27 protein-coding genes are annotated in these 26,174 nt (G+C 69.9%); 14 read left to right on the top strand and 13 right to left on the bottom strand.

All coding sequences use genetic code 11. From position 1 onward, the window contains the following. A partial coding sequence (locus TSO221_RS28205; protein WP_146208928.1) for an N-6 DNA methylase occupies positions 1–472 on the bottom strand: 472 nt, incomplete at its 3' end. A gap of 281 nt (positions 473–753) precedes the next feature. Here TSO221_RS28205 and TSO221_RS35680 point away from each other — a divergent pair. Next, positions 754–921: a hypothetical protein gene (locus tag TSO221_RS35680; protein ID WP_158284233.1), complete on the top strand. Its 168-nt coding sequence runs from the start codon at positions 754–756 to the stop codon at positions 919–921. Further along, a complete protein-coding gene (locus tag TSO221_RS28210; protein ID WP_146208929.1) occupies positions 918–1,190 on the top strand; it encodes a hypothetical protein in 273 nt (90 codons plus the stop codon). The genes TSO221_RS35680 and TSO221_RS28210 overlap by 4 nt, the downstream gene beginning before the upstream one ends. On the opposite strand, the gene mobB is transcribed toward TSO221_RS28210, so the two are convergent. From mobB to TSO221_RS28230, 4 genes are all read right to left on the bottom strand, one after another. Continuing rightward, a complete protein-coding gene (mobB, locus tag TSO221_RS28215; protein WP_109121839.1) occupies positions 1,187–1,687 on the bottom strand; it encodes a molybdopterin-guanine dinucleotide biosynthesis protein B in 501 nt (166 codons plus the stop codon). The two genes, TSO221_RS28210 and mobB, sit on opposite strands and share 4 nt — an antisense overlap. After that, positions 1,684–2,289 carry a CDP-diacylglycerol--glycerol-3-phosphate 3-phosphatidyltransferase gene (pgsA, locus tag TSO221_RS28220; RefSeq protein ID WP_109121840.1) on the bottom strand — a complete coding sequence of 202 codons (606 nt, stop codon included), beginning with the start codon at positions 2,287–2,289 and terminating at the stop codon, positions 1,684–1,686. The genes mobB and pgsA overlap by 4 nt, the downstream gene beginning before the upstream one ends. Positions 2,290–2,335: 46 nt before the next feature. Then, positions 2,336–4,252 (bottom strand): excinuclease ABC subunit UvrC, encoded by a 1,917-nt coding sequence (gene uvrC, locus TSO221_RS28225; protein WP_199229662.1) that lies wholly within the window; start codon positions 4,250–4,252, stop codon positions 2,336–2,338. Positions 4,253–4,636: 384 nt separating this feature from the next. Next, positions 4,637–5,407 carry an SDR family oxidoreductase gene (locus TSO221_RS28230; protein ID WP_109121842.1) on the bottom strand — a complete coding sequence of 257 codons (771 nt, stop codon included), beginning with the start codon at positions 5,405–5,407 and terminating at the stop codon, positions 4,637–4,639. A 50-nt stretch (positions 5,408–5,457) separates the two neighbouring features. Here TSO221_RS28230 and TSO221_RS28235 point away from each other — a divergent pair, with 50 nt between their 5' ends. Further along, positions 5,458–6,225 carry a hypothetical protein gene (locus tag TSO221_RS28235; RefSeq protein ID WP_109121843.1) on the top strand — a complete coding sequence of 256 codons (768 nt, stop codon included), beginning with the start codon at positions 5,458–5,460 and terminating at the stop codon, positions 6,223–6,225. Here TSO221_RS28235 and TSO221_RS28240 read toward each other — a convergent pair. Beyond that, positions 6,222–7,385: a hypothetical protein gene (locus TSO221_RS28240; RefSeq protein ID WP_109121844.1), complete on the bottom strand. Its 1,164-nt coding sequence runs from the start codon at positions 7,383–7,385 to the stop codon at positions 6,222–6,224. The genes TSO221_RS28235 and TSO221_RS28240 overlap by 4 nt on opposite strands. A 278-nt stretch (positions 7,386–7,663) precedes the next feature. Between TSO221_RS28240 and TSO221_RS35685 the strand changes: the two genes are divergently transcribed. Next, the gene (locus TSO221_RS35685) at positions 7,664–9,232 is read left to right on the top strand and encodes a hypothetical protein (protein WP_158284234.1); all 1,569 of its coding nucleotides are present in this window, start codon (positions 7,664–7,666) and stop codon (positions 9,230–9,232) included. 89 nt (positions 9,233–9,321) lie between these two features. Here TSO221_RS35685 and TSO221_RS28255 read toward each other — a convergent pair whose 3' ends face one another. Together TSO221_RS28255 and TSO221_RS28260 are read right to left on the bottom strand one after the other, a co-directional pair. After that, positions 9,322–9,984 (bottom strand): hypothetical protein, encoded by a 663-nt coding sequence (locus TSO221_RS28255; RefSeq protein ID WP_109121846.1) that lies wholly within the window; start codon positions 9,982–9,984, stop codon positions 9,322–9,324. Positions 9,985–10,110: 126 nt separating this feature from the next. Next, the gene (locus tag TSO221_RS28260; RefSeq protein WP_109121847.1) at positions 10,111–10,353 is read right to left on the bottom strand and encodes a tautomerase family protein; all 243 of its coding nucleotides are present in this window, start codon (positions 10,351–10,353) and stop codon (positions 10,111–10,113) included. Positions 10,354–10,674: 321 nt separating this feature from the next. Between TSO221_RS28260 and TSO221_RS35690 the strand changes: the two genes are divergently transcribed. After that, a complete protein-coding gene (locus tag TSO221_RS35690) occupies positions 10,675–11,058 on the top strand; it encodes a hypothetical protein (protein ID WP_158284235.1) in 384 nt (127 codons plus the stop codon). 187 nt (positions 11,059–11,245) lie between these two features. Here the strand turns inward: TSO221_RS35690 and uvrB are convergent, their stop codons facing one another. Next, positions 11,246–13,402 (bottom strand): excinuclease ABC subunit UvrB, encoded by a 2,157-nt coding sequence (gene uvrB, locus TSO221_RS28270; RefSeq protein WP_109121849.1) that lies wholly within the window; start codon positions 13,400–13,402, stop codon positions 11,246–11,248. Between the two features lie 277 nt (positions 13,403–13,679). Here uvrB and TSO221_RS28275 point away from each other — a divergent pair, with 277 nt between their 5' ends. Together TSO221_RS28275 and TSO221_RS28280 are read left to right on the top strand one after the other, a co-directional pair. Then, positions 13,680–14,240 carry a cytochrome b/b6 domain-containing protein gene (locus TSO221_RS28275; protein ID WP_109121850.1) on the top strand — a complete coding sequence of 187 codons (561 nt, stop codon included), beginning with the start codon at positions 13,680–13,682 and terminating at the stop codon, positions 14,238–14,240. Positions 14,241–14,270: 30 nt separating this feature from the next. Continuing rightward, positions 14,271–15,308: a hypothetical protein gene (locus tag TSO221_RS28280; RefSeq protein ID WP_109121851.1), complete on the top strand. Its 1,038-nt coding sequence runs from the start codon at positions 14,271–14,273 to the stop codon at positions 15,306–15,308. Positions 15,309–15,321: 13 nt separating this feature from the next. Here the strand turns inward: TSO221_RS28280 and TSO221_RS28285 are convergent, their stop codons facing one another. Next, positions 15,322–17,928, bottom strand: coding sequence for an ATP-binding protein (locus tag TSO221_RS28285; RefSeq protein ID WP_109121852.1), 2,607 nt, complete (start codon positions 17,926–17,928; stop codon positions 15,322–15,324). 160 nt (positions 17,929–18,088) lie between these two features. Between TSO221_RS28285 and TSO221_RS28290 the strand changes: the two genes are divergently transcribed. Beyond that, a complete protein-coding gene (locus TSO221_RS28290; protein ID WP_109121853.1) occupies positions 18,089–18,835 on the top strand; it encodes a hypothetical protein in 747 nt (248 codons plus the stop codon). Between the two features lie 141 nt (positions 18,836–18,976). Here TSO221_RS28290 and TSO221_RS28295 read toward each other — a convergent pair whose 3' ends face one another. Together TSO221_RS28295 and TSO221_RS28300 are read right to left on the bottom strand one after the other, a co-directional pair. Further along, complete coding sequence (locus TSO221_RS28295; RefSeq protein WP_109121854.1) at positions 18,977–19,747, bottom strand: family 16 glycosylhydrolase; 771 nt, start codon at positions 19,745–19,747, stop codon at positions 18,977–18,979. Positions 19,748–19,894: 147 nt separating this feature from the next. Beyond that, entirely contained in the window at positions 19,895–20,767 is an 873-nt protein-coding gene (locus TSO221_RS28300; protein WP_109121855.1) for a branched-chain amino acid aminotransferase, read from the bottom strand. Between the two features lie 92 nt (positions 20,768–20,859). Between TSO221_RS28300 and TSO221_RS28305 the strand changes: the two genes are divergently transcribed. From TSO221_RS28305 to TSO221_RS28315, 3 genes are read left to right on the top strand one after another with little or no spacing between them, the layout of a single operon-like run. Continuing rightward, positions 20,860–21,369 (top strand): MarR family transcriptional regulator, encoded by a 510-nt coding sequence (locus TSO221_RS28305; RefSeq protein WP_109121856.1) that lies wholly within the window; start codon positions 20,860–20,862, stop codon positions 21,367–21,369. A gap of 43 nt (positions 21,370–21,412) precedes the next feature. Next, positions 21,413–22,123 carry a response regulator gene (locus TSO221_RS28310; protein ID WP_109121857.1) on the top strand — a complete coding sequence of 237 codons (711 nt, stop codon included), beginning with the start codon at positions 21,413–21,415 and terminating at the stop codon, positions 22,121–22,123. Next, complete coding sequence (locus TSO221_RS28315) at positions 22,120–23,493, top strand: ATP-binding protein (RefSeq protein ID WP_109121858.1); 1,374 nt, start codon at positions 22,120–22,122, stop codon at positions 23,491–23,493. Before TSO221_RS28310 ends, TSO221_RS28315 begins: the two co-directional genes overlap by 4 nt. 3 nt (positions 23,494–23,496) lie before the next feature. Here the strand turns inward: TSO221_RS28315 and TSO221_RS28320 are convergent, their stop codons facing one another. Then, the gene (locus TSO221_RS28320) at positions 23,497–23,823 is read right to left on the bottom strand and encodes a hypothetical protein (RefSeq protein WP_109121859.1); all 327 of its coding nucleotides are present in this window, start codon (positions 23,821–23,823) and stop codon (positions 23,497–23,499) included. A 163-nt stretch (positions 23,824–23,986) separates the two neighbouring features. On the opposite strand from TSO221_RS28320, the gene TSO221_RS28325 reads away from it, so the two are divergent. The 3 genes from TSO221_RS28325 to TSO221_RS28335 all read left to right on the top strand — a co-directional run. After that, the gene (locus TSO221_RS28325) at positions 23,987–24,925 is read left to right on the top strand and encodes an L-lactate dehydrogenase (protein WP_109121860.1); all 939 of its coding nucleotides are present in this window, start codon (positions 23,987–23,989) and stop codon (positions 24,923–24,925) included. Positions 24,926–25,286: 361 nt separating this feature from the next. After that, complete coding sequence (locus TSO221_RS28330; RefSeq protein WP_109121861.1) at positions 25,287–25,481, top strand: formate dehydrogenase; 195 nt, start codon at positions 25,287–25,289, stop codon at positions 25,479–25,481. An 11-nt stretch (positions 25,482–25,492) separates the two neighbouring features. Then, positions 25,493–26,174, top strand: a 682-nt coding sequence (locus TSO221_RS28335) for a molybdopterin-dependent oxidoreductase (RefSeq protein ID WP_146208930.1), incomplete at its 3' end; no start/stop codon positions are given.

The raw sequence follows: 26,174 nt of genomic DNA on the forward strand, positions 1-26,174 counted from the left end.
CGCGGCGGTAGTCGTCGACGATCACCGTCGCCCGCCCGCCCAGCCCGCGCACCGCGAGGTTGGCGCGCAGCAGCCGGGCGGCCAGCGGGTCGCGCTCGACGCCGATCAGGCGCGCGTCCGGGAAGGCGTCCGCCGCGGCAAGCAGGTAGCGGCCGGAGCCGGCGCCGATGTCCACCACACGCTCCGGCGCGCCGTGCTCGGCACCCCAGGCGGTCATGGCGTGGACGATCTCCCACGGCGTGTAGGTGGCGCCGTCCGGCCGGCGCTGCTCGGCGCTGCGAAGGGTCATCAGCGCCTCGCCCAGGGGGTCCTCGCCGCGCAGGATCGCGGCGCGGGCGTGCGCGACGAGGGCCGGGTCGGCGTCGGGATCGTGTTTGGGGCTCGGGGCGCCGGCCAGCGCGGCGGCCACCGCGGCGAGCTGCCGTTCCGAGCGGAACGCGCCCTCCTGCCCGCTGATGCTGCTGGATACCATCACCGCCCTGTTGCTCACCGCGCCCGCCGCTGCCTTGACGGTAAACCTAATACGCCCCCGCGCCGCGAGCAACGCGCGCGTCCGGACCGCCGGTCGCCGCCCTCCTCCCTTTTCCTGGCGGCCCCTCCCAAGGGTGGAGGCGCCCCAGCAATCCCAAGGGCTTGTGGGCGTCCCTACGCCGTTCGGCCAGATTTTGGTAAAAGGCAAGCTTTTGAGCCGTCTTGCGTCCGAACAATTGCCATCCTCATGATGGACTCGCCCGCTGCTTACAGGAGGACGTCATGGCCGAAGGACGCCTTGTCTCGCAGATCGAAGACGTCGACCGGCAGATTCGAATTTTGCGCGGCCGCAACGCCCTCCATGACTTGCTGCGTCTTGAGCGGCTGGTGCTCGACCGCGACCGCCTGCACCACGAGCTGCGCCGCCTGCGCGGCGGGGGCTCGCCATGAGAGGCGCGGCCGTGCTCGCCACCCTGCTGCTCGGCGCCTGCGCGATGCAGGACGGGCTGCACGAGGCGCTGTACCGGGTCGGCAATCCGGACGGCGGGCGGATGGGAACGGGTGTGCTGGCGCTGCTGCCGCCGTGGAAGGTCCACTCCCCGCAATCCTGCGCCCGGCTGATCGTCCCCGGCGCCGCGCTGGGGACTCGCGACAACTACGCCTCCCTGGTCGACCTCTGCCGCAAGGACGACCGCGGCGTCCTGGTCGCCAGCCGCTAGCGCAGGGGAACCGCGCGCTCCACCACCAGCGCGGCGATGCCCTCGGCGTCGTCCAGGTCGAAGACCGGCACGTCCACCTCCGGCACCGGGCCGTCGCTGGCCACCGCGACGATGGTCGGGTCGTCCACCGCGATCAGCGGCTTGCCGACCTCCCGCCGCCACACCTCCAGCTTCGGGTGGCGGTCGCGCTTGAAGCCCTCGACCAGCAGAAGGTCCACCGGCGTGACCTTGGCGATCAGTTCCTCCAGCGTCGGCTCCGGCTCGCCGCGCATCTCGTGCATCACCGCCCAGCGCGTCGGGGAGCTGACCACCACCTCGGTGGCGCCGGCCAGACGGTGGTTGTGGCTGTCCTTGCCGGGATGATCGATGTCGAAGCCCTTGTGGGCGTGCTTCAGCGTCGATACGCGCAGGCCGCGCGCGATCAGCGCCGGCAGGAGCTTCACGATCAGCGTCGTCTTGCCGCTGCCGCTCCACCCCGTCAAACCGAAGATCTTCATGCGGAACGGGCCGTCGTCTTGGTGGCGTGGGGGGGCCGCCGCGGTGGTGCTGCCATCATGTGCCGGAGGCCGACGCGGGTGTAGTCCCATCCGGTCACGAAGGTCAACAGCGCCGCCACCCACAGTCCCAGCGTGCCGATCAGCACCGAGGGAATCTCGGGCGGGCCGTAGTCGCCGACGATCAGGAAGCCGATGGCTAGCATCTGGATGGTGGTCTTCCACTTGGCCAGCCGCGTCACCGGCACGCCGACGTTGAGCCCCGCCAGATACTCGCGCAGGCCCGACACCAGCACCTCGCGCAGCAGGATCACCACCGCCGCCAGCACCGAGACGCCCGTCAGGCGCCCGAATCCGACCAGCATGATCAGCACCGCAGCCACCAGCAGCTTGTCGGCGATGGGGTCGAGGAACTTGCCGATCACCGACTCCTGTTCCCACACACGGGCGAGATAGCCGTCGAAATAGTCGGTGATGCAGGCCGCCGCGAACAGGCCGCAGATGGTCCAGGCCGCCCAGGCCTCCGGCACGTAGAACAGCCCGACCACCGGCGGAATCACCGCGATGCGCGACAGCGTCAACAGGTTCGGCAGACTGGTCAGCATGGGTCCCGGCGGCAGGAGGGCGGTGGGTGCTCAAGCGCTGGGCATTCTAACCATCCGGATGGAAATGATCGTAGATCTTTTTCGCAACGGCCCGATTGATCCCCTCGACCGCCTCCAGATCAGCCAGACCGGCCCGCGACACCGCCTTGCCGCTGCCGAAATGGTGCAGCAGGGCGCGCTTGCGCGCCGGGCCGATGCCGGGGATCTCGTCGATCGGCGACTTGGTGATGGCCTTGGCCCGCTGCGCCCGGTGGGTGCCGATGGCGAAGCGGTGCGCCTCGTCGCGCAGCCGCTGCAGGAAGTACAATACCGGGTCGCGCGGCTCCAGCTGGAACGGCGCGCGGTCAGGCAGGAAGAACCGCTCGCGCCCGGCGTCGCGGTCCGGCCCCTTGGCGATGCCGACCAGCGGTACGTCGTCGATCCCCAGCTCGGCCAGCACCCCGCGCACCGCGTTCAGCTGCCCCAGGCCGCCGTCGATCAGCACGAGGTCCGGCCAAGCGCCGCGGACGCGCTCCGGATCCTCCTTGAGCGCACGGGCGAAGCGGCGCTGGAACACCTCGCGCATCATGGCGAAGTCATCTCCCGCCGCGCCCTCGGTCTGGATGTTGAACTTGCGGTAGGCGTTCTTCGTGAAGCCGTCCGGCCCGGCGACGATCATCGCGCCGATGGCGAAGGCGCCCTGCACGTGGCTGTTGTCGTAGACCTCGACGCGGTTCGGCGGGCCGTCCAGCCCGAACACCTCGGCCACCCCCTCCAGCAGGCGCATCTGCGAGGAGTGTTCGGCCAACCGTCGTCCGTGCGCCTCGCGGGCGTTGGTCAGCGCGTGGTCGAGGATGCGGCGTTTGTCGCCGCGCTTCGGGTTGGCCAGTTCCACCCGGTGCTCAGCGCGCAGGGACAGCGCCTCGACCAGCAGGTCGGACTCGGGCAGCTCGTGGCTGACCAGGATCAGCGGCGGGGCGGCCTTGTTGTCGTAGAACTGCGCGACGAAGGCGGCCAACACCTCCTCCACCTCCTGCGCTTTGTCGTGGCTGGGGAAGTAGGCGCGGTTGCCGTAGTTCCGCCCGCCGCGGAAGAAGAACACCTGAATGCAGGTGGAGCCGCCCTCGGCGTAGGCGGCGATGACGTCGGCGTCCTCGACCACGCCCTCGATGTTGATGTCCTGGTGCGCCTGGATGGCGGTCAGCGCCTTGATGCGGTCGCGGATCTGCGCCGCGGTCTCGAAGTTCAGGTCCTCCGACGCCTGCATCATCTGCTGCGCCAACTCGCCCTGGATGTCGCGGCTGCGGCCGGACAGGAAGGCGCGCGCCTGCTCAACCTGCGCCTGGTACTCCTGCGGCGTCACGCGGCCGACGCACGGCGCGGTACAGCGCTTGATCTGGTGTTGCAGGCAGGGCCGGGTGCGGCTGTTGAAGATGGTGTCCGCGCAGTTGCGCAGCATGAAGGCGCGCTGCAGGGCCGTGATCGTCCGCGTCACCGCCGAACCCGAGGCGAACGGCCCGAAATAGGAGGCGTCCGCGCCCCGGCTGCCGCGGTGCTTCAGAAGCTGCGGGTAGTCGTGCCCCTTGGTGATCATGATGTAGGGGAACGACTTGTCGTCGCGCAGCAGCACGTTGTAGCGCGGCATCAGCCGCTTGATCAGGTTCGATTCGAGGAGCAGCGCCTCCACCTCGGTGTGGGTGTTGACGAACTCCATGGTCTCGGTCTCCGCCACCATGCGCTGGAGGCGGATCGGCAGGCGGTTGACCTGCGTGTAGTTGAAGACGCGCCGCTTCAGGTTCTTCGCCTTGCCGACGTACAGCACGGCGCCGTCGGCGGCGCACATGCGGTAGACGCCGGGCGTGGCGGGCAGCGTCTTCAGGTAGCCTTGGATGACCTCCACCCCGCGCGCCAGATCGGACACGCGGCGGCGGCGCGGTTTGGATTCGACGGGAGGCTCGGGCGGATCGGCGACGGGGGCTGACATGCCCCGGAATGTCGGCGACCATGGGGTTGTGGTCAACCGTCCCCTCACCATAAGCGTTAATACCCCCGACTCACCGATGGCCAGGGACTATCCACCGTTCCTGTGGATAAGTGTGTCGATAACCCCTTCGGGACTCACCCCGCAGCAAGGCGCCGCAAGGGTCGGCCAAGAGATGCATATTTTTTAGGCAAATTTGGCAAGATGTTGATTTTGCTGAGTTTGCCGGTTGTCAAGACGCGATGGGGAGGCCCCCTCATAAAATTGTCACGGGGACCACATGGCCCCTTGCAGGACGGGGGACGCCTGTGTAAAAGGCTGCGCTCCTGAATTCCCGCGCCGTCACCGTACGGTAAAGAATCCCTGCCGGAGGCCGTAGAACGGCCGCTATTCCGACGGCACGAAGCCGCGCGACGCCTGCGCCCAGCCCAAGTGCTCGCCACCGTCCAACGCGATCATCTGGCCGGTCATCGCCGGGGCCGCGATCAGGAAGCGGAGGGCGGCGCAGATCTCCTCCGGAGCAGAGCCGCGCTTCAGCGGCGTGGCAGCCTGCTGGGCGGCGAACTGCGCCTCGGACTGGCGCTCGCTGCGCAGGGTCGGACCGGGGCCGATTCCGTTGACGCGGATGCGCGGGGCCAGCGCCAGCGCCATGGTCTGCGTCAATGTCCACAGCCCGGCCTTCGACAGCGTGTAGGAGACGAAGTGCGGGGTGAGATTCCACACCCGCTGATCCAGCAGATTGACGACCAGCCCATAGTCGCCCTCCGGCAACTGCGCGGCGAAGGCCTGCGTCAGCACGAAGGGCGCGCGCAGGTTGGCCTCCATATGCAGATCCCACGACTCGCGGGTAACGCTGTCGACCTCGTCGCGGACGAAGGGCGAAGCGTTGTTGACCAGCACCGTCAGCGGGCCCAGCGCCTCGGTCACCGCCGGCAGCAACGTCTGGACTTCCGCCTCCACCGTCAAGTCGGCGGCGACGGCGACGGCACGGCCGCCCGTCGCCCGGATCTCCGCCACCACGGATTCGGCGTCCGCGTGCGAGCAGTTGTGGTGGACGCCCACCGCCCAGCCCTGCGCCGCCAAGTCGAGCGCGATGGCCCGTCCGATTCGCTTGCCGGCCCCAGTCACCAGGGCCGCTTTCCGCTTGATCTCACCCATGGGGCCATAGGTACCCTGCCCCGTCCCCAGGTCAAGTCGGATGGTTCGGCATGCTGCGCGAGGTGTGGGAATACCTGACCACCCCCGCCTCGCCGCTGGCGCGCCGGCTGGGCTACGTGACGCAGGCGGTGGCGCTCGGCGCTCGGCACCGCCGCCAGCGCCACGCCTGGGCGCCGCACGTGGCCGAGGCGCGGCGCTTCACGCTGGAGGCCGTCGGCAACGGCGGACGGCTGCTGGTCGCCGGGTCGGGCCGGCTGATCGAAGTCCCACTGGCCGAGTTGGCCGAACGCTTCGGCGAGGTGGTGCTGGCCGACCTTGTCCACCCCCGCGCGGCGCGGCAGCAGGCCCGGCGATTCGGCAACGTCACGCTCGTCGAGGCGGACCTCAGCGGAGCGCTGGCCGGTGTGTTGGCCGGCGAGCCGGCGGTCGGGACGCCGCCGGACCTCGGGTGGTTCGACGCGGCGGTGTCGTGCAACCTGCTCTCGCAGCTGCCACTGCTGCCGATGGAGGCGCTGGAAAGGCGCGGTGTGGCGGAGGCGGAGCGGACGGCGTTCGCGCGGGCGCTGGTGGAGGGGCATGTGGCGTGGCTGCGGACCAGCGCGCCGGTGGCGGCGCTGTTCACCGACGTGGAGACGGAATGGGTCGAGAACGGCCACGTGGTGGCGCGGGCGGATTCGCTGTGGGGAGCCGCACTGCCGCCGCCGGACCTCGGCTGGGTCTGGGACGTCGCGCCGCACGGCGAGCAGGAACGGCGCCGCGACCTGCGGCACCGTGTCGCGGCGTGGCGGAACCTCAACGCCGGAGGCGGCGCCGGCTAGGCCGTCACCTTGAAGCCGTTCTGGGCGACGGCGGTGAGGGTGGCGCCGGTGTCGGTGAAGCTGAACTGCGTCTGCGCCGTCACATACTGGCCGGTCGTCGCGTTGTAGCCGATCGACGACTGCAGGACGCTGTTCGACTTGCCATCGGCGGTCAGGATCATGAAGCGGCGGTAGTATTCCTTGTTCGCGGCGCGGGATTCCTCCGACTGGCTGGCGTCGAGCGGATCGCCGGTCAGGTGGCCGTTGGTCAGGAAGCTGAAGGTGGTAGTGGCGGTCTTGCTGCCGTTCTCGATGATGGTCATCGGCGTCACCTCGGTGGCGCCGGGCGGCATGTTGTCGAGGTTGAGGCCGCCGTCGAAGCCGAACAGCTCCTTCTCGCTGTCGATGTAGCCGTTGTTGTTCACGTCGAAGCCGAGCAGGCCGACGGACGCGGTGCCGCCGAAGTCCTTCAGCACGGCGGTCTGCTGCTGGTTGACCTGCGTCTCGTACTGGTCGTAGGCGTACCTGGCGTTCTTCAGCCACTCGCCGTAGCTCTTGCCGGTGTCGGCGCTCCAGGGCGTCTTGGTGACGAAGCCGCTGGCGTCGATGTCCATCTTGACGAACGGGGTTTCGGCCAGCGCCGGGTCGTCGCTGAAGAAGCCGTAGGGGTTCTGCCCGTGCTGCAGCCGGCCGTCGTTGACCAGCAACTCGCCGGCGCTGCCGTCGTACGGCCGCTCGCCCGCCGCCGAGGTGCCCTGCCGGACCTTGACGAAGATGGCGCCACCGTTGACGGCGCTGGTCGCCCCGGTGTCCGGGTCGGTGAAGGCGGTGAGCTGCGCCTGCAAGGCGGCGTCACTGGTCCACAGCTTGGAGAAACCGGTGACGACGTCGGAGCCCGGCGCCGCGGACCGCGCGTCGGTACGGTTGTCGAAGGCGGCCCCCGACAGTTGAGTCGTGCTGGTGCCCTGCGAGACGAAGACCTTGCCGCCGCTCGTCGTCGTGCCGGAGGTGCCGGAGGTGCCGGACGTCGAACTGCCGGAACCGGACGTCCCCGACGTGCCGGTGGACGAGCCGTTCGTGTACTTCGCCTGCTGCTCAGCGGTCAGTGCGTTCCACAGCGACTGGCGATTCAGGTCGGTGACGCCGCTTGACAGGTAGCTGGCTGGAGGTGTGGAGACCATGGCCCTACGTCCGAGCTGGAGTTTTTCCGACTTCGGGAATCATTCCACCCTACCCCGAAATCGCACAACGCGCCATGAGACATTTTGCATAGATGTATTGCATTTTATGGAAATGCCGTCAATGCGGGAGGAGACGCCACTCTCCCGAGGTCGCAGCGCTCATCCCTTCCCAAGTCGCAACGGAAGCTTGACAGATTTGAATTGCATTTGAAATGTAAGTGAACGTTGTACGCCGACCGAAGCGCAGGCGGATCGGCGACGGGAGAATCAGGCACGCGATGGCAACCATTTCCGCAACGCCTCCGACGACCTACCTGTCGGGGCTGAACGTCTCGGCAGCGAGCAGGGTGAGCCTGTGGTCGCAGCTGACGGACGCGGACAAGCAGCGCTACCTGAACGCCGCCTCCAGCGGCACCGCGGCGCCGACGATCATCAAGGGCCAGGTGATCAGCAACCCGGTCGCGGCGACCTCGACCGGCGGCACCACGAGCACCACCGGCACCAGTTCCACCAGCGGCACGGGGACGACCGGCGGCACCGGCAGCTCGGGCGCGGTCAACCTCGCCGTCCCCGCCTCGGCCTACCTGTCCGGGAAGAACGTGTCGGAGGCCGGCCGCCTCAACATGTGGTCGCAGCTGACCACCGCGGACAAGCTGCGCTTCTATCAGGCGTCGCAGCCGACCACCACCCCGCCGGTCAGCGGATCGACGGCCGTCGAGGCGCAGGCGAGCGGCAACACGAACACCGACGCGAGCACGGGAACCGGCTCCTCGGCGAGCAGTGGCTCCACGACGGGCAGCGGGACGACTTCGGGCAGCGGCACCAGCACCGGCAGCTCCACCAGTTCCACGACGGGCACGGGATCCACGACCGGCAGCGGCACGACGTCGGGGACCGGCAGCACCACGGGCAGCGGGACCACCAGCGGGAGCGGCTCCACTTCCGGCAGCGGGACTGCAACGGATTCCGGCAGCGCCACCGGTTCCAGCGGCACCACCGGCTCCACGACGGGCACGGGGTCTACGACCGGCAGCGGGACTACGACGGGTTCCGGAACCACCTCGGGCTCCGGCAGCAGCACCGATTCCGGCAGCACCACCGGCTCCACGACGGGCACGGGGTCCACGACCGGCAGCGGCACCACGTCGGGGACCGGCGACACCACGGGCGGCGGGACCACCTCCGGCAGCGGCTCGACCACGGGCTCCACGGGCTCGACGACGGGCAGCGGGACCGGTTCCACCTCCGGCAGCGGGACAACGACCGGTTCCGGGACCACGTCGGGCTCCGGCACCACGGGCGGTACCGGCTCGACCTCCGGTTCCGGCACCACCACCGACACGGGCTCGACCTCGGGTTCGGGAACGACGGGCGGTACGGGGTCCACGTCCGGCAACGGGACCACCGGCGGTACCGGCTCGACGGGTGATACCGGCTCCACTGGCGGAACGGGCTCCACCGGCGGCACCGGCACCACCACGCCGCCGCCTCCCCCACCGACGGACGATGACGACGACGGGCGTGGCCACGGCCACGGCCATGGCCACGCCTACGGCCACGACCGGAATCACGGCAACAACGGCCTGCACCTGGGCCAGCTGCTGGCGCAGTTCCTGACCGGCAACAACGGGCACGGCATCGGCCGCAGCGATTTCAACACCCGCCGCAACGACGACGACCACGGCAATGGCAACGGCCAGGGCTCCGGCAACGCCCCGGCGACCGCCGCGTCGTACCAGTCCGCGGTGCTGGAGGTGTACCAGCGGGCGCAGGAGCGCTCGGGCTACGGAAACGGGCGCGGCAACGCCTACGGGGTCCGTGGCCACGGCGTGTCGACGAGCGTCTGACCGCCGCCCTCCCCGCCGCTCCCGCAGCCTGGGCGCGGCCACCGATGATACTCTATGAAACGCTATGAAACGCCGCACGGCGGTCGGTTTCACGGCAGGTTGTCCACCGTGAGCGGCGGAGTCATGACCTCGTCGGCCGTCAGGCCGCGATAGCCCTCCATGCCCGATTCCATGCTGTCGGCCTCGCGCTGGACGACCTCGGGCGGCGGGCAGAACTCGCCGCGGAAGGCGCCGGGATCGTCGTCCGGCGGGTCGGCGGCGTCGAGCCCCATCATGCCGAGCCGGTCGGCCAGCCAGCGCACGGTGGTCATGTCGCCGCTGAGCACCGCGTGCTCGAGCTGGGTGGCGACCATGTTGCGCAGCGAGCGGATGCGCGCCTTCGACTCGCGGATGAGGTGCTGGCGCTCCCACCAGATGCGGACGCGGAAGTCCTTCGAGGTGGTGTAGGCCCGCCAGATGGTGGCGCGGCTGGCGCCCATGGCCTTCGCCACCTGGATCATGGCGCAGCCCGAGGCGATCATGTAGGCGGCGCGCTCCCAATCCTCGTTCGAAAAGCGCGAGCCGGGCACCAGCTGATCGCTCACCCGCGGCGGCTCGTCGAGATAGCCCATGCGGACGCCGTCGTTGGCCAGCGGGACGGTCTGGGGTTCGTGGTCCTTTTCCTTGCGGGCGTAGTCGCCGTGGCCGGGCTTGCGCGTGCGCGGCGGGGGCGGCTGGTCGCGGTACTTTTCGACGGGGTCGTAGCCGGGCATGGGCGGAGAGCCTTCATGATAGGAATTAGTTTTTATTCCTATCATGAAGGGACAAAAATCTCAATAGTCGGTGTCAGCGTGCGCCGGCGGGAGTGCGCCCGGCCATCGCACGCAAAGCCGCGTGGATCAGCCTTCCGACACAGAAGCCAACTCATCGTTTTGCGCACGCTGGTCGGCCAGTTTGCGCTTCAATTCCTTGACGGTGACGCCACCCACGGCGATGTGCTCATCCGGCAGTTCGTGGATCGATACGAAGAAAAGCTCCTTCGGAATCCCGGTGACCTTTACGGAGACATCGGTCAATTGCCGGATCAGCTCAGCCCTGACTTCTGCCTTCAGTTCACCGGATTCAAAAATGATCAAAGGCATGCCTCATCCTCCAACTCGGGTAGCTGCAACAGCAATACAGAGAAATCCCGCTGATGCCATTTCCCGATGATGCCATTTCCCGATGATGCCATTTAAAGCCGAAAGCGGCTCCGGCCGCCCCGCAACGGGCCGACAGCATGCCTGGCCCCACCACGTTTCAGCTTGCCGGAATACCGCATAGCGGGCAAAATATCAACGCTGCGTCACGCGACAGTGGCAAGGCGGCCGAGCGGGGAAGGTGAAAGCTCCCCACACCCGGCCTGACCACAACCCAGCTTAACAGGAGCTTGGATCATGGCTGATCCCGAGAATAGCATAACCATGTCTTTGTCTCGCCGTTCTTTGCTGACGGGCGGCGGAGGCGTGCTGATCGCCGGGGGAGCCGCGGGGGCGGATCCGGCGGAGGGAGCGCTGTTCCGCGCGTGGGAGCGCTCGGTTTGGGAGTCGGATGCGCTGGCGGCGGCGGCGGCGCGGCTCGCCAGGGTGGAAGGCGACACGGAGGCGGTGGAGCGGGCGTGGGAGCGCTCGGATGCGGCAGACCGGACCTGCGACGTGGCGACCAAGCGGTTGCTGGAGGCCCGGCCGGCGAGCTGGGGCGGGCTGTTCGGGAAGGCCGAGTGCGTGCGCTGGCGGATGGAGGCCTGCGCGGACCGGGACCTGCTCGGCATGCTGATGGGGGATGTGCGGCGGCTGGCTGGGGCTTAGGACCCTTGGGGGGACCCTCACCCTCCCGCGCTTCGCGCGGGCCCCTCCCTCTCCCGGGGCGGGAGAGGGTTTCCCCCTCAACCTAACCCTCTCCCCAGGGGGGAGAGGGGATTGGGGGCGGCGCTCCAGACAGTCGGGATCCAAGGGCCGACCGGCCCTTGGCGGGTGGGTGCGGGAGGGCGGAGCCCTACCGCCGGCCCTTCTTCGCCTTGATCGCCGCCTTGCCCGACTTGCTGTAGGGCGCGCCCGGCGCGTTGGCGGGGACGCCGCGGGCGTAGCGGCCGGTCGAGATGCCGATGGAGGGGTTCTCGATGCCGAGGTCCATGGCCTCCAGGCGGCGGATCTCGTCGCGCAGGCGGCCGGCCTCCTCGAACTCCAGGTCGGCGGCGGCGGCGCGCATCTTCTTCTCCAGGTCGGCGATCACGGCCTTCAGGTTGTGGCCCACCGTCTCCGCGCCAGTGTCCACCGTGAGGTGGTCGCCGCGTTCGTAGACGCTCTCCAGGATGTCGCCGATGGCCTTCTTGACGGACTCCGGCGTGATGCCGTGCGCCTCGTTGTAGGCGCGCTGCTTCTCGCGGCGGCGGTTGGTCTCGTCGATGGCGTACTGCATGCTGTCGGTGATCTTGTCGGCGTAGAGCAGCGCGCGGCCCTCGACGTTGCGGGCGGCGCGGCCGATGGTCTGGACCAGCGAGGTCTTGGAGCGCAGGAAGCCCTCCTTGTCGGCGTCGAGGATCGCCACCAGCGCGCATTCCGGGATGTCCAGGCCCTCGCGCAGCAGGTTGATGCCGATCAGCACGTCGAAGGCGCCGAGGCGGAGGTCGCGGATGATCTCGATGCGCTCCAGCGTCTCGACGTCGGAGTGGAGGTAGCGGACGCGCAGGCCGGCCTCGTGCATGTACTCGGTCAGCGCCTCGGCCATCTTCTTGGTCAGGGTGGTGACCAGCACGCGGAAGCCCTGGGCGGTGACCAGCTTGCACTCGTGGATCAGGTCGTCCACCTGGGTCTCGGTGGGGCGGATGACGACCTCGGGGTCGATCAGGCCGGTGGGGCGGACGACCTGCTCGGTGAAGACGCCGCCGGTGCGCTCCAGCTCCCAGTTGCCGGGGGTGGCGGAGACGAAGACCGTCTGCGGGCGCATGGCCTCCCACTCCTCGAACTTGAGCGGGCGGTTGTCCTTGCAGCTGGGCAGGCGGAAGCCGAAGTCGGACAGCACGGACTTGCGCATGTAGTCGCCGCGGTACATGCCGCCGACCTGCGGCACCATGACGTGGCTCTCGTCGACGATCAGCAGGGCGTCCTTGGGCAGGTACTCGAACAGGGTGGGCGGCGGCTCGCCGGGGGCGCGGCCGGTGAGGTAGCGGCTGTAGTTCTCGATGCCGGCGCAGGAGCCGGTGGCCGCCATCATCTCGATGTCGAAGGTGGTGCGCTGCTCCAGCCGCTGCGCCTCCAGCAGCTTGCCGTCGGAGGTCAGCTCCTCCAGGCGCAGCTTGAGGTCGCGCTTGATCTGCTCGATGGCCTGGTGGAGCGTCGGCTTGGGCGTCACGTAGTGGCTGTTGGGATAGATGCGCACCGCCTCCAGGCTGGCCAGCTTCTCGCCGGTCAGCGGGTCGATCTCGTGGATCGCCTCGATCTCGTCGCCGAACAGCGAGATGCGCCAGGCGCGGTCCTCCATGTGGGCGGGGAACAGCTCCAGCGTGTCGCCGCGCACGCGGAACAGGCCGCGGCCGAAGGCGGCGTCGTTGCGCTTGTACTGCAGCTCGGTCAGCTTGCGGCCCAGCTCGGGCTGGGCGATGGTCATGCCGACCTTCAGGTCGACGGTCATCTCGGCGTACAGCTCGACCGAGCCGATGCCGTAGATGCAGCTGACCGAGGCGACGATGATGACGTCGTCGCGCTCCAGCAGCGCCCGCGTCGCCGAGTGGCGCATGCGGTCGATCTGCTCGTTGATCGAGGATTCCTTCTCGATGTAGGTGTCGGTGCGCGGAACGTACGCCTCGGGCTGGTAGTAGTCGTAGTAGGAGACGAAGTACTCCACCGCGTTGTTCGGGAAGAACGACTTCATCTCGCCGTAGAGCTGCGCGGCCAGCGTCTTGTTGGGCGCCAGCACCAGCGTGGGGCGCTGCACCTTCTGGATGACGTGCGCCATGGTGAAGGTCTTGCCCGAGCCGGTGACGCCCAGCAGCACCTGGTCGCGGTCGCCGCCGGTGATGCCGGCGGTCAGTTCCTCGATGGCGCGGGGCTGGTCGCCGGCAGGCTGGAACTCCGACACCACCTCCAGCGGCCGGTCGGCCTCCAGGCGGGCGAGTGGCTTGCGCGGAATGGCTTCGAGCACGGGGTGCGACATGGCGGGCCGGGCCTTACGGGGTACGGAACGGGAACCGAGTATATGGCGATCCGGGGGGAGGCTGTCGAGCGCGGGCTTGCCCGTGCGGGGTCGTGATGGGCGGGAAAATCCCCGAATCAATTCCGGTTAATAATACGCAAGTATTCGTGACGGGAGTCCTATACAACTTGGCCGATGCGCGGCGTCTTGCACCGCAATGATTACCCCGCTACGCTGATTTCCTGATCGGCGCGAGGACAAAAACCACCCGCGCCATGTCCTGGGATGGGAGAGTACCATGCGGAGCAACGGCGGCTCGGCCTCCGGCCAGTCCTATGACGCGGTGAGCATCGCGTTCCACTGGATCACCTTCCTGCTGGTGCTGGCGATCTTCGTGCTGGCGCTGTTTCCGGGCATCGTGAAGGGCTCGATCGCGCTGCATAAGTCGCTGGGGCTGCTGCTGCTCGCCGTGGTGCCGCTGCGGCTGGCGTGGCGGCTGAGCCTGGGGCGCAAGCCGGCGCACGACACCGGCGATCCGGCGATCCTGCGCCTCGCCGCGTCGGGCGCGCACCTGGCGCTGTACGCGCTGCTGATCGTCACGCCGCTGCTCGGCTGGCTGTTCGTCGACACCAAGGGCATGGAGCTGAAGTTCTTCGGCGCCGACATCCCGGCGCTGGCGCTGTACGACCGCGCCTTCGCCTGGATGGTCTACGCCTGGAAGCAATGGATCGCCTACGGGCTGCTGGCGCTGATCTTCGCGCACGCCGCCGCCGCCATCGGCTACCACGCGGTGATCCGCAAGGACGGCGTGCTGCGCTCCATGATGCCGCACCGCGCCACCCCGAGCGTCCCCGCCTGACCCGCGCACGCCCTTAAGGAAGCCCCGCCCATGCGTTCCGTTCGCCCGCTGCGCGGCCTGTGCGCCGCCGCCCTGATCGCCCTTGCCTCCGCCGCCGGTCCCGCCGCGGCGCAGATCAAGGATTTGGAGGCCTACGCCGCGGCGCTCGCCGCCTCGCTGGCCAAGGCCTGCCCGATGGCGCCGCCGGGCGACACCGCGGCGCACGAGGCCTGTCGCAAGGCCATCGGGCTGGGGGCCGAGGCGAGCATGCGCGACTACATCTTCCAGTTCGGCGGCGATCAGGCCGGCAAGCGCATGAAGGACAAGAAGACCTCGGTCTTCCGCGGCGACCTGTACCAGGACCTCTACATGTCGCTGTACATGTACACCGGGAAGTCCAAGGTGTTCACCGCGCCGGACGGCGAGCGCGGCATCGCCGTGCAGGCCTATTTCCGCAACACGCTGCCGCCGGGCCGCTACCCCTACCCGTTCTGGCACACCGACGGCGACGCCAACGCCAACGACAAGTGGGACGCCTACGAGACGGCGAACGAGCTGCGCTTCTACTTCGACAGGAGCGGCCGGGTGTACTACGCCTCGCGCTCCGACGCCGGCTCCGACGAGAACCGCGGCCCGTACGGCCACATCGACCGCCCGACCTTCGTCGGCGAGTGGATGTGGCGCGACGACCAGGGCGGGGCGCAGCCGGTGGTGACGCTGTTCTCCGAGGCCTACAGCGCGGACAACCCGCACCTGCCGGCGCTCGACGCCGCCTACCGCAAGATGGCGATCGGCTTCCGCAACGCCGACTGCACGGTCTGCCACCAGCCGGAAGGCCATCGCAAGATGAACAAGCTGACGCTGCTGCAGACGCCGATGCACGCCGCCACCAGCATCGACGCGGTGCTGGACGAGGTGCGCAGCGGCAAGATGCCGGTGGACGACTACAACGACCCGAAGCCGCTCGACCCGAAGCTCAAGGCGTCGCTGCTGACCGACGGCGAGGCGTTCCGCAACCTCATCACCACCGCCGACGCCTGGGAACGCACCAACGGCCGTCCGAAGGCGCGCAAGCTGGTGGCGAACTGAGGCGCAGGGGGCACTATGCCTCCACCGCCTCCGCCCCGGCCCGTCTCGCCTCGGCCAGCCGGCGGTTGATCGCCTCGACCAGGGCTTGCGGCGTGTAGGGCTTGTGGAAGATGGCGCAGGCCTCCAGCGCCGCTTCCTCGGCGATGGCGGCCTGAGTGTCGCCGGTCACCAGGATCGCCGGGATGAAGCGGTCGTAGCGGGTCCGCGCGGTGCGGATGATGTCCAGGCCGGACGCGCCGTCCGGCAGGCGGAAGTCGGAGACGATCAGGTCCGGCTGACCGCGCTTCAGCGCCCACTCGGCCGAGCGCCAGTCGTTCGCCGCCAGCACGCGGAAGCCGGCGCCCTCCAGGATCGAGGACAGCGCCATCGCCTGCATCGGGTCGTCCTCGACCAGCAGCAGGCTGGCGCCCTCGACCGCCGGGGCCGGCAGGTCGAACGACGGCTGCACCTGCACGGTGGACGGCGGCAGGCACGGCACCTCGACCGAGAAGGCGGAGCCGTGGTTCTCCCGCGAGCGCAGGCCGAGCCGGTGGCCCAGCAGCTCCGCCGTGCGCGCCACGATGGCGAGACCGAGGCCCATGCCCTTGGCGCGGTCGCGCTCGGGGTTGGAGAGCTGGCGGAACTCCTCGAAGATCACTCCGCGCATCGCCTCGGGCACGCCGCAGCCGGTGTCGTAGACCACCACCCGGACCGTGCGCCCGGCACGCCGCAGCCCGACCAGGATGCCGCCCGACGGCGTGTAGCGCAGCGCGTTGGACACCAGGTTGCGGACGATGCGCTCCAGCAGCACCGGGTCGGACACGGTGGCGCACGGGAAGGTGCGGGCGCGCAGGGTCAGGCCCTTGCGCTCCGCCTCCGGCGTCGCCTCGGCGGCGATGCGGGCGACCAGCTCGTCCAGGCGGAACGCCTGCCCGGCCACCGTCACCTTGCCGCTCTCCAGCGCCGCGAACTCCATCAGGCGGCCCAGCATGCGCTCGGTGCTGTCCAGCGCCTCGCCCATGCGGCCGGTGACGCGCACCAGCGACGGGTCGGGCGCCGCCTTCTCGGTCAGCAGGTAGAGCAGCAGCCGCAACGCCTGGATCGGCTGGCGCAGGTCGTGGCTGGCGGCGGCCAGGAAGCGGGTCTTGGCGTCGTTGGCGCGCTCCGCCGCACGCTGGGCGCGCACATGCTCGGTGACGTCGTAAGCGACGCCGGTCAGCCCCTCCACCGCGCCCGTCGTGCCGCGCACCGGCTCCACCGCCAGATCGACGTGGCGCTCGTGCGCCCGGCCGGGAACGCGCACCGGCACATCGACGCGGCCGCCGCGACCGTTGTCCCACACCCGCTGGTACAGGCCGTTCAGCGCCGCCGCGGTGGCCGGCTCGAACAGCTCCTCGCTGCGGCGGCCCAGCATCTCGGCGGCGTTCAGCCCCATCGGCCCGGCGCTGACCCAGGTGTAGCGGAATCCAGCGTCCAGACGGAAGGCGATCAGCCGGCCGACGGTGATGGCGAGGCGGAAGTCCTGCTCGGTGCGCTCGGCGTCGTCGCGCAGCCGGCGCTCGCGCTCCGCCGCAACGTCTGCGAGGCGGAGCGCGGCGCGGCGCATGGCGTCCACCGCGGCGTTGACCTCCTCCACCGGCGAGGCCGGCGCCTCGGGCATGGCGGCGTCGCCGTCACCCGCACGGTTCATGGCGTCCGCGGCGCGGCCCAGCGCCAGCATCGGCTGCACGATGCGCTGGCCGAGCACCAGCGCGAACCCGACCGACAGCAGCAGCACCGCCGCGCTGCTGGCCAGGCCGTAGCTCAGCGTGCGCAACAGCCCGGCGTCGAGCACGTCCGCCGGCGCGCCGAAGGTCAGCGTCCACGGCCCCAGGGCGGAGCGGCGGAAGGCGACCTCCACCCGGCCGCCATCGATGCCGTCGCCGGTCAGCGTGCCCTCCACCTGCCCGCGGCTGCCATCGACGAACCAGCGCGCCGCCGGCTTGCCGATGCTTTCCTCCAGGTTGCGGGCGCGGGCGACGATGGTGCCAGCGCCGTCGATGATGGCGCCTTCCCAGCGCTCCGGCACCCGCTGCTGCAACAGGATCTCGCCGAGGCGCTCCGGCGCGATGCCGGCGGCCAGCACGTAGCGCACCGCGCCCTGCACGAACACCGGCGCCGCCGCCGTCACCAGCGGCCGCCGGACCACGTCGCCATGCAGCAGGTTGGACACCGCCGGCTCGCCGGTGCGCATCACGCGCTGCACCACTTCGGCGTCGATGCCGCGGGCGAGCGCGGCGTCCGGCGAGGGGGCGACGGTCAGCACCGGCACCCCGGAGCCGTCGAGCAGCAGGACTGAACTCCACTCCGGCCGCTCGCGCAGCACGGCGTTCACGGTATCGCCGAAGCGACCGAAGTCACCCTCGACCAGACTGCGCAGGTGGGCCAGCGTGCGCAGCGTGGCGAACGAGGCCTCCACCTGCTTGTCCATCGCCAGGGTGAGCGCGCGGGTCGTCTCGATGAGCCGCTGCCGGGTGTCGAGCCGGCGCGTCTCGGCGTCGCGGACGATGAACCAGCCGCCCAGCACGATGAGCGGCAGCAGCGCACCCAGCACGAGCAGCACCAGGTGCAGCTTCAACGGTTTGGCGTGGCGCTGGCTCATCGGTCGCGGCGGTCCGTGCATCCCTGACGGGAGTATGGGCCGGGCAATCGAGCGCTGTCACCCCGTCAAAGATGGTTCCGCAACCTGTGACGAAAGGGCCTGGGAGCAGCGCGCGGCATTCTGCTATCGTCGGTTTACGACGCAGCGGAGATAAGCCACGATGGCGGAACCTACGGCCGCCGAGTACCTGGAAAAGCTGTTCACGGACTCGTTTAAGCGCGAATGGGACCAGGACGAGAACGTCGTCCGGAGCTTGCCGTTCTTCGCCACGGCACTGGCCCTTTCGGTGACCCTCCTCGGACTGGCCGGCGAGGCCTTGCCGCCGTTCGAGTTTTCGCCGTCTTCCTTCCGCTTCTACGTCCTTATGCTCGAAGGTGCGTTGCTGAGCGGCGTCCTGTGGACCCTGGCAAGCGTTCTCTGGCACCTGTTCGCAGCGATACGGGCGCGGACGTACATCATACCGCCGCCCGAAACCGAACTCATCGCCTGGACGGAGCAGATCCGGGCCTTTCACTCCGCGGCCGGGTTGTCTGGCACGGACTTGGAACGGGCCATCGTCGGTGATCTCCGCGACCTGATGATCCAGGAGTATGCAAAGGCCGCCATGAACGCCCGCGCGAACAACGTCAAGCGGCTGTTCGCCCGCACCCAGGCCCTGTCACGCCTCATCATGGCGTTGACGCTTTCATTCGCCATCGCCGTCGTTATATTTGTCGATGGACGGGTTGCATCCTTCGTCGCGCCAGTTCCTGGAGGCCCAGATGTCTCAAGCACCAAACCCGCCGACGGCAAAGCCACCGGAGAAAACGCCGGCCCAGCCAAAGCCGGAGCCCCCCAAGAGCCAGTATCTCATCAAGGGGGCGCGCCTTCCATGGGTGAAGGAGGCGGGCATGGCCGGCAGCCGTGAGCCACGGAAATGAGCGATAACGCCCCCAAGCCGGCGAGCGCTCCGGCGCAGCCGCCCACCCCTCCGAAGCCTGCACCGCCGGCTTCCCAGACATTCCAGCGGTCCAACCCGCCATTGACGCCGAAGACGTGACGGCGCCCCTCAGTTGTTGAGCGTCGCCGCCGGTTCCTCGTAGCGCACCCAGGCGACCTCGGCGACCAGCGGGGTGCCGGGATAGCGGAACTCCTTCAGCCACGGGCCGTTGCCGACGCCGTTCCACAACTGCAGGTACAGCCGCCCCGGCGCCTGCGGCAGGTCGGCCGGCGCCGCCTTCACCGTGTGCACCGGCTTTCCATCGACCATCCAGGTGATGCCGTCCGGGCGCCGCTCGAAGCCGTAGGTGTGGAAGCCCTTGGCGGCGTCGAAGCCAAGGTCGACGATCACGTCGCGGTGGCCGACGCCGTTGGTGACGTAGCCGATCTCCAGCTTGGTGGTGTCCTTGCCGGCGATGCCCAGGGTGACCTCGTCCCACGGGTCGCCGAACGGCCGGCCGGTGAAGCTGGACACCGTGGTCATCACGCCGTCGGCACGCACCGCCTTCAGGTTGACGCTGTAGATGCCCAGGCCGTAGTGGCGGTGCGTGCGGTACTCGGCGCAGGCATAGCGCTCGCGCGTCACCGGCTGGTCGGTGATCGACAGGGACAGGTGGCCGTTGGCCACGATGGTGTTCCCCGCGCTCCAGCCGCAGCCCATGTAGGACCCGTTGCTCCAGCCGTCGGAGCGCTGCCAGCGCGACGAGTCGAAGCCGGAGAAACGCTCCTCGAAGCTGCCGCCGGTGCGCCCGAGCAGCGAGGCGGCCTTCACCGCCGATCCACCGAGCACCGCCAGACCCACCGTCGAAGCAATGAGAAACGCCGCCGTCCGAGTCCGCATCGCCGCCTCCGTCCATCCCGACACCCGGCGGGACACCCCGACCGGGCAGATCCTCACCCGATATTGCGGGGAGGGGGCCGGCGGAACAACGGAGCGGACGGAGCGGCGCCGGCCGCGGTGGGGCTATCCCCACCGCGGCGGCCGGGGTTACCCCCGCACGCAGGCGTCGTAGTCGCGCACCAGCGCCTCGCAGACCCGGCCGGGGGTGAAGCGGTGCTCGCCCACCTCGCTCACCGGCGTCACCTCGGCGGCGCTGCCGGTCAGGAAGACCTCCTGGGCGGTCGCCAGTTCCTCCGGCCGGATGTGGCGCTCGACCACCTCGATGCCGCGCTTGGCCGCGAGGTCGATGACGGTGCGCCGGGTGATGCCGTCGAGGAAGCAGTCCGGCGTCGGCGTGTGGATCTTGCCGTCGATCACCAGGAACAGGTTGGCGCCCGTCGCCTCGGCCAGCAGGCCGCGGTAGTCGAGCATCAGCGCGTCCTGATAGCCCTGCGCCTCCGCCGCGTGCTTGGACAGCGTGCAGATCATGTAGAGGCCGGCGGCCTTCGATGCGGTCGGCGCGCACTCCGGCGCCGGGCGGCGCCACGGCGCCCACATCAGGCGGATGCCGGCCATCTTCGCCTCCGGGCTGAAGTAGCTCGGCCACGCCCACACCGCGATGGCGAGGTGGATCCGGCTCTGCTGCGCCGACACGCCCATCACCTCGCTGCCGCGCCACGCCACCGGGCGGACATAGGCGTCCTGCAGCCCCGCGGCGGCCACCGCGGCGTTGGTGGCGGCGTCGATCTCGGCCACCGAGTACGGGATCCCGAAGCCCAGCAGCTCGGCCGAGCGGACGAGGCGGGTGCTGTGCTCGGTCAGCTTGAAGACCCGGCCGTTGTAAACCCGTTCCCCTTCGAATACACAGCTGCCGTAATGCAGGCCGTGCGTGAGGACGTGGATCTTGGCGTCGCGCCACGGCACCAGGGCGCCGTCGAACCAGATGGAGCCGTCGCGGTCGTCGAACGGGATCATGGTCATGGTGGGGTTCCTCTCCTTGCGCGGGCTGGATTGTTCGTTTATGTCTGCATTGCTGACCCAATTGGTAACATCCGGACCCGGATTACGTCAACATGGCTGACATAAAGGCAGGCGCAAGCCAGCTATTCCTCCGCGAGGAGGAGCTGCGCACGGGCATGGAGCTGCTGTTCTACGCCTACCGGGAATTCACCGCGGAGCCGGACGAGATCCTGGCGCAGCTCGGACTCGGGCGGGCGCACCACCGGGTGATCTACTTCGTCGGCCGGCATCCCAGGATAACGGTGTCGGAACTGCTGGCGATCCTCAAGATCACCAAGCAGAGCCTGTCCCGCGTGCTGGGCGAACTGGTGCGGCAGGGCTTCGTCACCCAGGCCACCGGCCTGCGCGACCGCCGCCAGCGCCTGCTGGAGCTGACCGAGAAGGGCGTCGAGCTGGAGCGCAAGCTGTCGGAGACGCAGCGCCAGCGCATCGCCCGCGCCTACCGCACCGCCGGGGCGGAGGCGGTGCAGGGCTTCCGCAAGGTGATGATGGGCATGCTGGACGACGAGGACCGGGCGAAGTTCGCCCCTCCGGGCGACGTGCGGGCCGTGGGGCGGCGATAGGCCGCCCTACCCGCGCGGCGCGGGCGCGGGTATAGTCCCGGCCATGACCGACGAAGAAGTCCAGTCCCTGCCCCACATCCTGGTCGTCGATGACGACACGCGGCTGCGCGAGCTGCTGCGCAAGTACCTCGCCGGCAACGGCTTCCTGGTGACCACCGCGGCCGACGCGGCGGACGCGCGGGCGAAGCTGCAGAGCCTCGCCTTCGACCTGCTGGTGCTCGACGTCATGATGCCGGGGGAGAGCGGGCTGGAGCTGACCGAATCCCTGCGCCGCGACAGCAACGCCCTGCCGATCCTGCTGCTGACCGCCCGCGGCGAGCCGGACGACCGCATCGCCGGGCTGGAGGCCGGGGCCGACGACTACCTCGCCAAGCCGTTCCAGCCGCGCGAGCTGGTGCTGCGCATCACCTCGATCCTGCGCCGGCAGGCCGCCCCGCCGCCGGCCCCGCCGCCGGCACAGCCGGTGAAGCTGGGGCCGCTGGTCTACCTGCCCGACCGCGACGAGCTGCGCAACGGCGAGGAGGTGATCCGCCTGACCACCGCGGAGGCCGGCCTGATGCGCGTGCTGGCCGCCCAGCCGGGCGTCACCTTCACCCGCGAGGAGCTGGCCGAGCGCGCCAAGGCCATCGGCAACGCCCGCACCATCGACGTGCAGGTCACGCGGCTCCGCCGCAAGATCGAGCCCGACCCGCGCGAGCCGCGCTACCTGCACACCGTGCGCGGCGAGGGCTACGTGCTGAGGCCCGACGCATGACCGCGCCGGCCGAGACGCAGCTGACCTCGGCCCGCGTCGGCCTGGCGTCCGGCGGCGCACCGTCGGGGCTGAAGCGGTTCCTGCCGCGCACGCTGTTCGCCCGCACGCTGCTGATCATCGTCACGCCGGTGATCCTGGCGCAGGCGGTGGCGACCTGGATCTTCTACGACCGGCACTGGGACACCATGACCAACCGCCTCGCCACCGCGGTGGCCGGCGACATCGCCATGGTGGCGGAACTGCTGGAGCGCGACCCCAGTTCGGACAACCGGCAGCGCGTCATCGCCATGGCGGCGCGCAGCAGCGACCTGATCGTCACGCTGGAGCCCGGCCACACGCTGGCCGAGCCGCGGCGCCAGCTGCGCGGCCTGCTGGAGAAGACGCTGGGCCAGGCGCTGAACGAACGCGTGCACCGCCCCTTCACCATCAACACCGAGGTGGCGCGCGAGTGGTACGAGATCCGCGTGCAGATGACGGACGGCGTGCTGTCGGTGATGTCGCCGGAGCGGCGGCTGTTCAGCCCGACCACCTACATCTTCATCCTGTGGATGGTCGGCTCGGCGCTGGTGCTGTTCGCCATCGCCATCGTCTTCATGCGCAACCAGATCCGGCCGATCCGCCGCCTCGCCATCGCCGCGGATAGCTTCGGCAAGGGCCGCGACGTGCCCAACTTCAAGCCGGAGGGGGCGCAGGAGGTGCGGCAGGCGGCCAGCGCCTTCCTGAAGATGCGCGAGCGCATCCAGCGCCAGATCACCCAGCGCACGGAGATGCTGGCGGGTGTCAGCCACGACCTGCGCACCCCGCTGACGCGGATGAAGCTGGCGCTCGACATGCTGGGCGAGGGGCCGGAGATCGAGGAGCTGATGACCGACGTCGCCGAGATGGAGACGATGATCGAGGGCTACCTCGCCTTCGCCCGCGGCGAGGGGACGGAGGCGGTGCAGCCCACCGACCTGTCGCGCCTGCTCAACGAGGCGGTCGCCGGCGCCCGGCGCGAGGGGGCCGACGTCACGCTGGAGGCGGCGGAGGACCTGGCGCTGCCGCTGCGCCCGAACGCCTTCCGGCGCTGCCTGGCCAACCTGCTGGCCAACGCGCGCCGGCACGCCGGCCACATCTGGGTGAGCGCCCAGCGCCGCCGCAACCTGATCGAGATCGTCATCGAGGACGACGGCCCCGGCATCCCGGCCAGGATGCGCGAGGACGTGTTCAAGCCGTTCGTGCGGCTGGAGACCTCGCGCAACAAGGCGACCGGCGGGGCGGGCCTGGGGCTGACCATCGCGCGCGACGTGGTGCACAGCCACGGCGGCGACGTCACGCTGTCCGACAGCCCCTACGGCGGCCTGCGCGTGCTGATCCGCCTGCCCGTCTAAGGCTTACCGGAACGGCACGAAGACACCGATGTTGACGCCGGCCGGCGGCGGCGGGGCGTACACCACGCGCGGCGGCGGCGGGACGTAGTAGGCGGGCGGCGGCGCGTAGACGACGCGCGGCGGCGGGGGCGGCATCACCACCACCGGCGGCGCGTAGTAGGCGCCCCAGCCGCCCCAACCGCCGCCATCGCGGTGGTGCTTGTGGTGTCCCCAGCCATGGCCGCGCCCGTGATCCCAGCCGTCGGCGTGCGCCGCCGCCGGGAGCGCCAGGGCCAGCGCCGCGGCCACCGCACCGGCCGCCAGAACCCGAAATCCGCTGCTCTTCGACATGATCGTCCACCCGTGTGTCCTGCGGGGACAGGCCCCGTTGTCAGCACGAACACGGGTGCAAGACCTTTATTCCCGTACGGGGGAGGTAACCTGAATTCGCCCCCCTTGCCGGGCCGGCACCGCCACCGCATCCTTGCTCGGCACAACGGGAGGGGGACGCGTCATGAAGGTCGGCATCGTCGGAGCGGGGTTCGTCGGCAGCACCGCGGGGTTCGCCATGGTGACGACGGGCGCGGCCAGCGAGGTGGTGCTGGTGGACTCCAACGCGAAGCTGGCGCTCGCCCAGGCGCACGACATCGCGCACGCCGTGCCCTTCGCCCACGCCGCCGTGGTGCGCCACGGCGACTACGCGGAGCTGGACGGCGCCGGCGTCGTCGTGCTGGCCGCCGGGGTCGGGCAGAAGCCGGGCGAGACGCGGCTGCAGCTGCTGGAGCGCAACGCCCGCATCTACGCCGACATCATCCCCAAGGTGCTGGCGGCGACGCCCGACGCGGTGCTGCTGGTGGCCAGCAACCCGGTGGACGTGATGACGCAGATCGCCACGCGCATCTCCGGGCTGCCGGCCGGACGCGTGGTCGGCTCCGGCACCATCCTCGACACCGCGCGCTTCCGGGCGCTGCTGGGGGCGCGGCTCGGGCTGACGCCGCGCTCGGTGCACGCGGTGGTGGTCGGCGAGCACGGCGATTCCGAGGTGCTGCTGTGGTCCGGCGCCACCGCCGCCGGGTTGGCCGTCGAGGACTTCGCCGCGCAGACCGGCCGGCCGATGACCGCCGGCGACCGCGCCGCCATCGACGACGGCGTGCGCCGCGCCGCCTACCGCATCATCGACGGCAAGGGCCACACCGCCTTCGGCATCGGCGGCGGGCTGGCGCGGCTGGTCGCGGCGATCGGCGGCGACGAGCGGGCGGTGATCACCTGCTCGATCCTCAACCCGGACGTGGCCGGCGTGCCGGAGGTGGCGCTGTCGCTGCCGCGGGTGGTCGGGGCCGGCGGCGTGCTGGGCACCGTCATGCCGCCGCTGACGGATGAGGAGGAAGCGGCGCTGAAGCGCAGCGCAGAAATCCTCAAGGACGCCGCGGTGTCGGTGGAGGGCGCGCTGTAGCCCCCTCCCCCATCGGGGGGAGGTTTTCGGCAATTTGTCCGACCATTGACGGACTGTGCCCGAAAACCGTCAGTCTGCTAACCTTTCGGGTGGGTAGGAAACACACGCCTTCCCGGCCAGAGAGCGGGTTCACAAACAAAAATTTCGCGGCGAACGCGGCATCCCCACGGCGGCGAACCTCCGTTCGTCCGCTGTCGCAACGATAACGCTGCAGGTCAAGGGTTCGACGACCGTCGGGGCGCGTCCACGCCGCCCGGCGCTGTCGCCGTAGGCCCATGGCTTCGCTCCGCCCTGTCCGGTGTCGCGCGTGCGGTCCTGCCCGAGGTCCACCCTGGGGCATGACGAGACGAGGTCCGAACCGATGAACAGCGACGAGCGCCGGCCCGGCATCCACCGACGGGATTTCCTGTTCCGCACCACCAGCGGCGTCGCCCTGGGCGTCGCCGCCGCCATGACGGCCGCCCCCGCCCCCACCCAGGCGGCCGAAGCCGCTCCGGAGTCCGGCTACCGCGAGACGGAGCACGTCCGCACGGCCTACGCCCTCGCCCGCTTCTGAGGAGCCCCGCGATGCTGAAAAAGAAATCCGCCGCCACCGGCGCGGGCCGCACCCTCGCCAAGGCCGTGTCGGGCCTGACCGGTTCCACCGTCGACCGCCGCGCCTTCCTGCGCTCGTCCGGCCTCGCCGCCGGCACCGCCGCGATCGGCCTGCCGCTGGGCATGGTGCGCAAGGCCGAGGCCGCCGCCCCCGCGGCGCCGGCCGGCGCCCCCATCAAGCAGGTGAAGACCATCTGCACGCACTGCTCGGTCGGCTGCACGGTGGTCGCCGAGGTGCAGAACGGCGTGTGGATCGGCCAGGAGCCGGCGTTCGACAGCCCGCTGAACCTGGGCGCCCACTGCGCCAAGGGTGCGGCGGTGCGCGAGCACGCGCACGGCGACCGTCGCCTGCGCTACCCGATGAAGCTGGTGGACGGCAAGTACACCCGCATCTCCTGGGACCAGGCGATCCAGGAGGTCGGCGACAAGCTCCTCGCCATCCGCGAGGCCTCCGGTCCGGATTCGGTGTTCTGGCTCGGCTCCGCCAAGTTCTCGAACGAGCAGGCCTACCTGTTCCGCAAGTTCGCGGCGTTCTGGGGCACCAACAACGTCGACCATCAGGCGCGCATCTGTCACTCGACGACGGTGGCCGGCGTGGCGAACGTCTGGGGCTACGGCGCCATGACGAACAGCTACAACGACATCCAGAAGTCGC

Source organism: Azospirillum sp. TSO22-1, assembly GCF_003116015.1.
Taxonomy (GTDB): Bacteria; Pseudomonadota; Alphaproteobacteria; order Azospirillales; family Azospirillaceae; genus Azospirillum.